The following is a 10,302-nucleotide window of genomic DNA, read 5'->3' on the forward strand; positions in this document are numbered from 1 at the left end:
GGCCACCATCCAAGGACTGGTCGAACCCGAGTTCTTCGAAGACGTGCGCCGTGGTTTCCACCACGCGCCGATGGCCGTGCGCATTTCGCCCTACATGATCGCGTCGATCGACTGGAAGAACCCGTACAGCGATCCGGTCCGCACGCAGTTCTTGCCGCTGGCCTCGCGCCTGCTGCCTGATCATCCGCGCTTGAGCCTCGACTCGCTGCACGAGCTCGAGGACTCACCGGTGCCGGGCCTCACGCACCGCTACGTCGACAAAGCGCTGTTCTTGCCGCTCAACACCTGCCCGGTTTACTGCCGGTTCTGCACGCGCTCGTACGCCATCGGCGGCGACACCGACACGGTCGAAAAAGCGCAGCTCGCGACCGATCCCAAGCTGTGGGAGCAGGCGTTTGAGTATATCGCCTCGCGCCCCGAGCTCCAGGATATCGTCGTCTCGGGTGGCGACACCTATCAGCTGCCCGCCAAGAGCCTGAAGAAGATCGGCGAGGCGTTGCTGGCCATCCCGAACGTGCGTCGCATGCGCTTCGCGACTAAAGGCCCGGCGGTCATGCCCATGAAGATCTTGACCGATGCCGCCTGGACCGACGCACTGACCTCGATCGTCGAGCAGGGCCGCTCGCTCGGCAAAGACGTCATGCTGCACACGCATTTCAACAGCCCCAACGAGATCAGTTACATCACGCAGCAGGCGATGCAGGTGCTGTTCGAGCGCGGCATCATGGTGCGCAACCAATCCGTCCTCATCCGCGGCGTCAACGACGACAAGCACACGATGCGCAAGCTGGTCAAACAGCTCGGCTACATGAACGTGCACGCGTACTACGTGTACATGCACGACATGGTCAAGGGCGTGGAAGACCTGCGCACCACGATCAAGACCGCGGTCGACATCGAGAAGTTCGTGCGCGGCACGACCGCCGGCTTCAACACGCCGACGTTCCTGTGCGACGCGCCTGGCGGCGGCGGCAAGCGCGACCTGCACAGTTACGACCACTACGACCGCGAGAACGGCATCGCCGTGTATAGCGCACCGAGCGTCAAGCCCGGCCAATGGTTCTTGTACTTCGACCCGATCGACCAGCTGACGCCGGCCGCGCAGGCGCGCTGGATGGATCCCAAAGAGCAGAACGAGATGGTGCGCGCGGCGATCGCCGCGGCCTCGCGCGCTTGACCTAACCGAGGCACAGCGCGGCCAGCCGTTGAATCAGCCGTCGGACATGGCTGACACACTCGCGCAGCGCCGGCCGCTACCGACCGGCACCGTCACCTTCTTGTTCTCGGATATCGAGGGCTCGACCGAGCGCTGGGAGCGCCATCGCGCCGGCATGAAGAGCGCGGTCGCCCGCCACGAAGAGCTGCTGCATGCAGCGATCGAGCAGCACGGCGGCCTGGTCTTCAAGACGGTCGGCGATGCGTTTTGTGCGGCGTTCCAGACCGTCCCCGATGCCATTGCCGCGGCGCTTGACGCGCAGCGCGCGCTCGCGAAAGAAGACTTCTCGTCCGTCGACCACCTCAAAGTGCGCATGGCGATCCACACCGGCTTGGCCGATGAGCGCGGCGGCGACTATTTCGGGCCCACGGTCAATCGCGTCGCCCGCCTGTTGTCCATCGGACACGGCGGCCAAGTGCTCGTCTCCGGTGCGGCATCGGATCTCGCCCAAGGCGAGATGCCGCCCAAAGCCACGCTGCGCGATCTCGGCGCACATCGGCTCAAGGATCTCTCGCATCCCGAGCAGGTCTACCAGGTGCTGGCCCCGGATCTGCCGGCCGATTTCCCGCCGCTGCGCTCGCTCGAGGCGCTGCCCAACAACCTGCCGCTCCAGGTCACGCTGTTCTTGGGCCGCGAGAAGGACATCGCGGACATCCAGCGCCGTCTCGCCAAAACGCGCCTGCTCACGCTGGTCGGGACCGGCGGCGTCGGCAAGACGCGCCTGTCGCTGCAAGTCGGGGCCGATCTGCTCGACCAGTACGAGGACGGCGTCTGGTTCGTCGAACTGGCGCCGATGCAAGACCCGGATCTGATTCCGGGCGTGATGGCGACGATCTTCGGCGTAGGTACGACCGCCGGGCGCTCGCCGCTCGAGTCGCTGGTGCACGTGCTGCGGCCCAAGCGCATGCTCGTGATCCTCGATAACTGCGAACACCTCGTCGCCGGCGCAGCGCGCGTCGCGGACGCGTTGCTGCGCGGCTGCCCGCGCGTGCAAATCATCGCCACCAGCCGCCAAGGGCTAGGCATCGACGGCGAGAGCGTGCTGCGCGTCTCCTCGTTACCGGTGCCCGAACAGATCGAAGGCATCAAGGCCGCTGATGCGATCGGCTACGGTGCCATCGCACTTTTCGTGGAGCGCGCCTCCAACGCGGTCGAGAGCTTCCGGCTGACCGATGAGAACGCCACGACGGTCGCGCAGATCTGCCGACGCCTTGACGGCATCGCCTTGGCCATCGAACTGGCCGCGTCGCGCATCAAGATGCTGACGCCGACGCAATTGCTCGCGATGCTGTCCGAGCGCTTCCGCGTTCTCACCGGCGGCAAGCGAACGGCGCTGCCGCGCCAGCAGACCATGCGCGCGGCCATCGACTGGAGCTACGACCTGCTCGATGAGAACGAGAAGCTCATGTTCCGCCGCCTTGCGGTCTTCGCCGGCGGCTGCACGCTTGAGGCCGCGCGCGAGATCTGCGGCGACGAGGCGATCGGGCAGTGGGAAGTGTTCGAACTGCTCTCGTCGCTCGTCGACCGCTCGCTCGTCGTCAGCGAAGCCAGCGGCGCCGAGCAGCGCTACCGGCTGCTCGAGTCGACGCGCCAGTATGCGCTTGAGAAGCTCGAGCAGAGCGGCGAGCTCGACCGCATGCAGCGGCGCCACGCCGCGTATTATGCGGCGATGGCCGAGAAGGCGTATGCGACCTGGGATGCGACGCCGACGTTTGCATGGCTGGAGCCGCTTGAAGCCGATTACGACAACTTCCGGGCCGTCGTGGATTGGGCGCTGACCGAGAAGCACGACGTCGAACTCGGCGCGCGGCTTACGGGCGCGTTGTGGCGCTTCTGGCGCGAGGGCCCGTACAAGGCGGAAGGCCGCATCCTCGTGCTGGCGGCATGCAAGCTGGCCGAAGGCACCATCTCGCCTGCGACGAGCGTGCGCGTGTGGCTTGCGGCCGCATCGAGTGCGGCGGGCGTCGGGTTATGGTCCTCGATGCTGGACTGGGCGTCAAAAGCGCTCCAGCTCTCCGCCGGTCTTGGTGATCGCGCGGGCGAGGCCTGGGCCAGATTGGGAATGGGCGAGGCGCTGCTGCGCTTGAGCCGTTTCGAGGAATCGCTCGCCCAACTCGATATCGCCATCGCGCTCTTCAAAGAACTCGGCGAGCGCAGGGGCGCCGTGGCTGCCAAGACCAGCCTGGCCCGCAACCACGACTTCCAGAAGCACACCGCTCGCGCGCGGCCGCTTTACGAGGAAGCGCTTGCGAGCGCGCGTTCGATCGGCGACGAGCGCAGTGCCGCATCCATCCTCAACAATCTGGCCGAGAACGTATTTGAGTTCGATGGCGACGCGCGGCGCGCGCTCGAGCTGGCGCAGGAGGTCGTCGCCCACTACACGCGGGTGAAAGACAAGACCGCAATGGCGCTCAACAATAACAACATGGCAGCCTATCTCATCGCGCTCGGGCGAGTCGACGAAGCGCACCAATGCGGTGTGGATGCGGTGCGCAATGCGCGCGATGCCCAGGGCGTGGTCCAGCTGGCGTTCGCCCTCCAGCATCTCGCCGCGGTGGCGCTCGCGCGGGGTAGTGATCAGCGCGCAGCCAGGATAGCGGGCTATTCTGCCTCGCGCCTCGCCGAGCTCGGAGCGATCTTGGAATACACCGAGCAACAGGAGCGCGACAAGATCAATGCCGCGTTGCGCGACCGCCTCGGCGATGCTCAACTCGGCGCGCTGCTCAAAGAGGGCGCGGCGCTGGGCGAAGACCAAGTGATAGAAGAAGCGCTCCGGAGTTGACGTTCTAAGCCCTTTCCCAGCTTTCTGTGTTTGATTCAAGCGCCTTTTAATCAAGCATTCACAACCTATGCACATAGCGGGTACGTATAATTGACGTACCATGTCGAACATACGCGCGGCCGGACACGGCAAGGACTCGATCGGCGAGATCAGCCGGCTGCTGCCTCAGATCTACAAGAAGTACCGCGCGCCCTTCGCGCGGCGCATCGCTGGCTCCGACCTCACCGTTCGCGGAGCGCTCCTGTTGCGCGCCGTGGACGTGCTGCCTGACGCCACCGTAGGCGACGTCGCGCGCGAGATGGCGGTCACCGCAAGCACGGCGTCGATCGTGCTCTCCGGACTGGAACGCAAGGGACTGCTGCGCCGCCGCTATCGCGTCCTCGGGCGCAGCCGCACCGCGCTTGAACTCACGGCTGCCGGCCGGCGCGCGCTCGCGTCGCTGCGCCCGTCGCTCAACCCGAGTCTCCTTTCCGCCGCGCTGCGGCGGCTGCGTCCCTCGGATCGCGATATGCTGCTCGAAGGTCTCCGCCGGCTCGACTCAGTCGAGATCCCTCAAGAAAGACGCATTTCATGAAACGCATCTACATCATCATCGCCGCGGTGATCGTCGTGGCGGTCCTCCTGTTCTTCGGCATCAGAGCCCTCACGTCGAAGAGCGCCACGCCTCGCTATCTCACGGCGCCGGTCACGCGCACGGATATCAATGCGACCATCCAGGAGACGGGCACCGTGAACCCGGTCAACGAGGTGCAGGTCGGCACCCAGGTCTCCGGCACGATCAACAATCTGTACGTCGACTATAACTCGATCGTGCACAAAGGCCAGGTCCTGGCCACGATCGACCCGACCACCTTCCAAGCGGCCGAGACACAATCACAAGCAGCGGTGGCACAGGCCCAGGCCAACGCGTCTGCCAGCCAAGCGACGATCGCGCAGATGCAGGCATCGGTCGCCAGTGCCCAGGCGAACTATCAAAAGACGCTGGCGGCGCTGAATCTGGCGCAGACGACGTTGCAGCGCGATCATTCGCTCATCAGCCAAGGTTATATCCCCCAAAGCCAGTTGGATACCGATGCCGCGGCCGAACGATCGGCGCAGGCCGACGTCAACGCCGCGGCGATGGTCGTAAACGAAGCGAAAGCGCAGCATGACGCGTCACAGCATCAGTCCGCCGCCTCCGACGCTCAGGTCGGTTCCGCCCAGGCGCAGCTGCAGCAAAGCACCTACAACCTCAACCGCGCCACGATCACCAGCCCGATCGACGGCATCGTCGTGTCGCGCGGCGTGAGCATCGGTCAGACGGTGGCCGCTTCGTTTCAGACCCCGACGCTCTTCGTCATCGCATCGACCCTGAAGGACATGCAGGTCGACGTCTCGGTCAACGAGGCGGACGTCGGTGCGTTGCGCGCGGGTCAAAGCGCGGTCATCACGGTGCCCGCCTACCCGAACACGATCTTCAATGGCACGGTCGCGCAGGTCCGCGTCAATCCCACGACCATCGCCAACGTGGTGACCTATGACGCCGTGGTCGCCATCCACGATGTCACTGCGCGCCTCAAGCCGGGCATGACCGCGAATGTGACCATTTCGGTGGCCAAACGACCCAACGTGCTCACCGTGCCGGCCGCTGCGCTGTTGTTCAAGCCGCGTGTCGGGTCGAGCGCGCCGGCCGCCGCGCCGGCTGGGCCGGGCGGGCCGGGGGTTTTAGGCGCCACGGTCACCACGGCGACGCCTCCGCCGCTTGCAGGCGCTCCCGGTTCGCGTGCGGTGGTGTGGACGTTGAGCGCGAGCAAGACGCCGCAGCCCGTGCAGATCGTCATCGGCATGTCCGACGGGGTGAACTTCGAGGTCCGCAGCGGTGCTCTCAAAGAAGGCGACAAGGTGATCATCGGCATGCTTCAGTCGCGATCCAGCCGCACGAGCACTCCGTGAACCAGTCCGAAACGTCCGCTGCGTCGGTGCCGGTCATCGACGCCCGCGACCTTCACAAGGTCTATCATCTTGGCGCGATGGACGTGGCGGCGCTCAACGGTGTGTCGCTGCGCGTCGAGCGCGGCGAGTTCGTGGCCATCATGGGCGCTTCCGGGTCGGGCAAGTCCACGTTCATGAACCTGATCGGCTGCCTTGACCGGCCCACCTCGGGCGACTATTTCCTGGAAGGCGAGAACGTCTCGCGCATGTCGAGCGATCAGCTCGCCGCGATCCGCAACCGGCGCCTCGGGTTCGTGTTCCAAGGTTTCAACCTGCTCAGCCGCACGTCGGCGCTTGAAAACGTGGAGCTGCCGCTTCTGTATTCGGGTGTGGCCACTGAAGAGCGCGCCGTGCGCGCGCGCCAGGCGCTGGACACGGTCGGGCTTGCGGATCGAGCGGACCACAATCCGAACGAGCTTTCCGGGGGCCAGCAGCAGCGGGTGGCGATCGCGCGCGCGCTTGTCAACAACCCGTCGCTCGTCTTGGCGGACGAGCCGACCGGCAACCTCGATAGCCGCAGCACGAAGGACATCCTAGCGGTGTTCAAAGAGCTCAACGACAAGCGCGGCATCACCATCGTCATGGTGACGCACGAACCCGACGTCGCCTCCTGGACACGCCGGACCGTCGTCTTCCGCGACGGCCTCGTCATCGAGGACCACCCGTCCGTAGCCGCCTCGCAGGTGATGGCATGAATTTCACCGCTCTCCTCCGCGTCGCGTGGCAGGCGCTGGTGCGCAACGCCTTTCGCTCGCTGCTCACGATGCTGGGCATCATCATCGGCGTCGGCGCGGTGATCACGTCGATGGCGATCGGCAACGGCGCGAGCGCCGCGGTCGCAGCGCAGCTGGCGCGGCTGGGCAGCAATCTGATCATCGTGATCCCGGGCAGCGTCATCACCGGCGGCGTCAACCTCGGCGCCGGTGCGCGCACGTCGCTCAAACCGCAAGACGCGACTTCGATAGCGAACGATATTCCGGGCATCGCCGGCGTCGCGCCGCAGTCTAGCGACAGCGGGCAAGTGGTCGCGGCGGGCAACAACTGGGCGACATCGATCCTCGGCACGAGTCCGTCGTGGCTGCAGGTGCAGAACTGGACCGTGGCACAGGGGCGTTTCTTCACGGCCGACGATATGAAGAACGCAACGAAAACGGCGGTGCTCGGCAACACCGTCGCGTTGAACCTCTTCCCGGCCGGCGATGCGGTCGGCAGCACGGTCACCATCAAAGGTGCACCGTTCACGGTCATCGGCGTGCTCGCGCCCAAGGGCCAGAGCGGCTTTGGCCGCGACCAGGACGATCAGGTCGTGGTGCCCCTCACGTCCATGCAGCTGCGCATCAACGGCAATCCATGGCTCTCGTCGATCACGATCTCAGCGGCTTCGCCGGACGCTGTGGCAAGCGTTGTCAGCTCGGTCGAAGGATTGTTGCGGCTCAACCACCGCCTGGCGCCCAACCAGCCGGACGATTTCTCGGTGCGCAACATCGCCGACGTCCAAGCCGCCGCGAGCGCGACCGCCAGCATCCAATCGCTGTTACTCGCGGGCGTGGCGGCCGTATCGCTCATCGTGGGCGGGATCGGGATCATGAACATCATGCTCGTCTCGGTCACCGAACGCACGCGTGAGATCGGCATCCGCATGTCGATCGGCGCGCGCGAGCGCGACGTGCTCATGCAATTCCTGGTCGAGGCGATCACGCTGGCGTGCGTCGGCGGATTGATCGGCGTCGCGCTCGGACTCACGGTTTCCGTGATCACGTCCAAGCTCGCGGGCTGGAACGTGATCATCGCGCCGCAATCGGTCGTGCTCTCGTTCGGCTTCGCCGCCCTGATCGGCATCGTGTTCGGGTTCTATCCAGCGCGGCGCGCGTCGCAGCTCAATCCGATCGAAGCGCTCCGGCACGAGTAGGATAGCGGAGTTGAGCGAAGTGTTGGCGCATGTAAGCTTGATGAGACGAGCAACTATTGTATGCGGCGCCCTGTTGGGCATGATGTCAGCCGTCGGTCTCGCTATGACTCGGGCGCACGCGGCCTCGTCGGCCCCGATCAGCGTCATGCGCTGCGACCTCGAAGTCAAAGGCGGCCGAGCGGGTGGATATTCCGCCCCGACGGGATTCAACGGATACGTCAGCGGCTACACGCCGGGCGCGCCGTATTACTTCAACGATCCCGCCGGCAGGACGTATTACCAACCACCGACCTCATCATCGGCGAACCTGTATATCGACTTCAGGAACGCGACCAGCAACGAGATGAAAGTCATCGAATTCGGCGCCGAAGTGCGAGGCGTGCTGGTGGCCGAGGCTCGCGATCAGGGCAAGTTTTCGCCCAACGCGGAGATCAAACGCAAATACGGTGTGAATCCGAATATCGTTCCGACCCCCGGTGTGAAGCTGACATGTCTGGCGTTGAAGATCGAGTACGCCGACGGAAGCGTCTGGACCGACCCTCGCCTGCCGTCGCCAAGCGCGACGCTGTACCAAGGGCATCCCTAAACCGACGGAAAGGCGGCTCTTATGCGTCGCGCCACACTCCTGACTGTTTCAATGTTGGCCCTGGTGCTCGCTTTGCCAGCTTTGGCTCGGGCGGACTATGCTGGGGAAGCGCAAACTAAAAAACTCCTCCCCCTGCTTGGAACTTGGACGTGCAGCGACAGTAGTGGTGTAAATCCGGCTCTACGGAAGCCCGAAATTTGGACGGTCACGCTAGAAGGCGGTTGGGTCGTCTCGACGATCACCGGGAACAACCCGGGCACGAACTACAAGCGATTTGACCTTGTCTTGCAAAAGTACATTCAAGTCGACATACGTTTCGACATCGGCGCGGAGGGCGGGGCGTCCACTTCTGAAACGAGCGATAGCGATCCGCTCAACGCGACCTGGACACGGTCAAACCCCTTTGACTACCCCACTAGTTGGTATGATTCGTCTCCGGAGAAGGAGACGTTTTCGGGCAACAGGCTCACGTTGGCTGGGCAGTACATTCACGGCGCAAAAGCCGCTGCCTATGAACAGGTCTGTACTAAATCATAGTCGTGGCGGAGACCCACCTACGCAACTCCGCGATCTCTTGAGAGCCGGTCGGCCCCCGAGGCGGCCTGGATTCGGACTTCCGGCAGCTGCTCAAGCGCGCCGGCCTGCCGGATGCAGGACCACGCGCCATGCGCCACACGTTTGCGACATTGGCGCTGTTAGCAGGGCAAAACCCGCTGGCGATCAGCAACGCGCTTGGACACTACGACCCGGGCTTCACCCTGCGTGTTCTTGCCCGCGTTGAACCGAGCGTGGCCGCCCAGGGAGCAAGCGCTACGAACGACGTGCTGCAAACCCGGCAAGACGAGGGAGGTCCCATCGCCGCTGTCGGCGCACAAAATCTACCCCAGTAAGGCTTTTCGGGTCCGAGTGTGTACCGAAGACACCGAAGAAGCAAAGCTCCGTCCTACACAGGTTCCCGCGATTACGGGCAGGTGACCGAGTGGTTAATGGTAGCAGACTGTAAAGACGCGAGACCCACTTTCACCCCGTTGCATACAGCAGCGGGGTGAGTCATTTATCGCGGTGGCATAAGGCTTTGCTCTTTCAGCGAGTGGTGACGACTGGCATAGGCTAGCGCCTCAAGTGTGTACTAAAGTGTGTACTAACGCGTGCTGCCAGATGGTCCGTGACCAAGGCGCGACCACGGCTCTCTAGTTCGAATTTGAAGGAAGGAACGTTAATCAGCTAAACGAACGCACTGCGTTGCGTTCGAGCACGAAAATCGGACCCACTCCATCCCCCGCTCAAACAGCCGTGACGCTCAGCGATCCTGATACACCCGTGTAACACAAAACTGGCGGCAATCGTATTGCCCTCTTCGTTTCACCCGCTGTATATCTCGGCCGTGACGCTAGGCGGCATTGTCTTGGCGCTCTTGGGCGCCTACCTCTTCGGCCGCGCAAGCGCCGTTGCAGAAGCATACGGCAAGAAGGTGACGGAGCGTGGCGGTCCGTCACCAGTATTGCGTTTCATAGCTCCATCGCTCTACCGAGATCCCGTCGGGCAGCTCCGATGGCGACACAGACTTATCGGGGCGGTGACCGTGTTAATGGGGCTCGTTTTGATTGCACTCGCCATCACGTCCATTTGGGACCCGCAGTGTGGCACCGTGCTAGACTTGCCGCGGTGCCGCTAACCCGTCGGCCCCCTAGGCCGGCCCGAATTCGGATTTGACTCACCCAGGTTAGATTGTCGGAAGGTTCGGGCGCAGGTGTCCTTTAGACATTCCTCTGGACGCCAAGGTAACGGCCCTGCCTCACCGTTGATACGACGGGTCGCCTTTCGATCTCAAGCTCGAA

The 10,302-nt window shown here is 64.1% G+C and carries 9 protein-coding genes; all 9 read left to right on the top strand.

Going from position 1 to position 10,302, the window contains the following annotated elements:
• Positions 1-1,177: KamA family radical SAM protein (locus tag VKF82_04210; GenBank protein ID HME81262.1), on the top strand; the 1,177-nt coding region annotated here is incomplete at its 5' end.
• 46 nt (positions 1,178-1,223) lie between these two features.
• Positions 1,224-3,998: an adenylate/guanylate cyclase domain-containing protein gene (locus VKF82_04215; GenBank protein HME81263.1), complete on the top strand. Its 2,775-nt coding sequence runs from the start codon at positions 1,224-1,226 to the stop codon at positions 3,996-3,998.
• 100 nt (positions 3,999-4,098) lie between these two features.
• On the top strand, positions 4,099-4,572 hold the full coding sequence (locus tag VKF82_04220) for a MarR family winged helix-turn-helix transcriptional regulator (protein HME81264.1): 474 nt from the start codon (positions 4,099-4,101) through the stop codon (positions 4,570-4,572).
• Entirely contained in the window at positions 4,569-5,930 is a 1,362-nt protein-coding gene (locus VKF82_04225) for an efflux RND transporter periplasmic adaptor subunit (GenBank protein ID HME81265.1), read from the top strand. The genes VKF82_04220 and VKF82_04225 overlap by 4 nt, the downstream gene beginning before the upstream one ends.
• Complete coding sequence (locus VKF82_04230) at positions 5,927-6,664, top strand: ABC transporter ATP-binding protein (GenBank protein ID HME81266.1); 738 nt, start codon at positions 5,927-5,929, stop codon at positions 6,662-6,664. Before VKF82_04225 ends, VKF82_04230 begins: the two co-directional genes overlap by 4 nt.
• A complete protein-coding gene (locus VKF82_04235) occupies positions 6,661-7,878 on the top strand; it encodes an ABC transporter permease (protein ID HME81267.1) in 1,218 nt (405 codons plus the stop codon). Before VKF82_04230 ends, VKF82_04235 begins: the two co-directional genes overlap by 4 nt.
• A gap of 79 nt (positions 7,879-7,957) precedes the next feature.
• Entirely contained in the window at positions 7,958-8,464 is a 507-nt protein-coding gene (locus VKF82_04240; GenBank protein HME81268.1) for a hypothetical protein, read from the top strand.
• A 21-nt stretch (positions 8,465-8,485) separates the two neighbouring features.
• A complete protein-coding gene (locus VKF82_04245) occupies positions 8,486-9,001 on the top strand; it encodes a hypothetical protein (GenBank protein ID HME81269.1) in 516 nt (171 codons plus the stop codon).
• 128 nt (positions 9,002-9,129) lie between these two features.
• The gene (locus tag VKF82_04250) at positions 9,130-9,354 is read left to right on the top strand and encodes a hypothetical protein (GenBank protein ID HME81270.1); all 225 of its coding nucleotides are present in this window, start codon (positions 9,130-9,132) and stop codon (positions 9,352-9,354) included.
• Positions 9,355-10,302: the final 948 nt, after the last annotated feature.

This window comes from Candidatus Eremiobacteraceae bacterium, from assembly GCA_035314825.1.
Taxonomy (GTDB): Bacteria; Vulcanimicrobiota; Vulcanimicrobiia; order Eremiobacterales; family Eremiobacteraceae; genus JAFAHD01.

Excerpts from the sequence above, each read along its gene's own strand:
- VKF82_04240 (HME81268.1), top strand. The coding sequence starts at position 7,958 with ATGATGTCAGCCGTCGGTCTCGCTATGACTCGGGCGCACGCGGCCTCG.
- VKF82_04250 (HME81270.1), top strand. The coding sequence starts at position 9,130 with ATGCGCCACACGTTTGCGACATTGGCGCTGTTAGCAGGGCAAAACCCG.
- VKF82_04245 (HME81269.1), top strand. The coding sequence starts at position 8,486 with ATGCGTCGCGCCACACTCCTGACTGTTTCAATGTTGGCCCTGGTGCTC.
- VKF82_04215 (HME81263.1), top strand. The coding sequence starts at position 1,224 with ATGGCTGACACACTCGCGCAGCGCCGGCCGCTACCGACCGGCACCGTC.
- VKF82_04220 (HME81264.1), top strand. The coding sequence starts at position 4,099 with ATGTCGAACATACGCGCGGCCGGACACGGCAAGGACTCGATCGGCGAG.
- VKF82_04225 (HME81265.1), top strand. The coding sequence starts at position 4,569 with ATGAAACGCATCTACATCATCATCGCCGCGGTGATCGTCGTGGCGGTC.
- VKF82_04235 (HME81267.1), top strand. The coding sequence starts at position 6,661 with ATGAATTTCACCGCTCTCCTCCGCGTCGCGTGGCAGGCGCTGGTGCGC.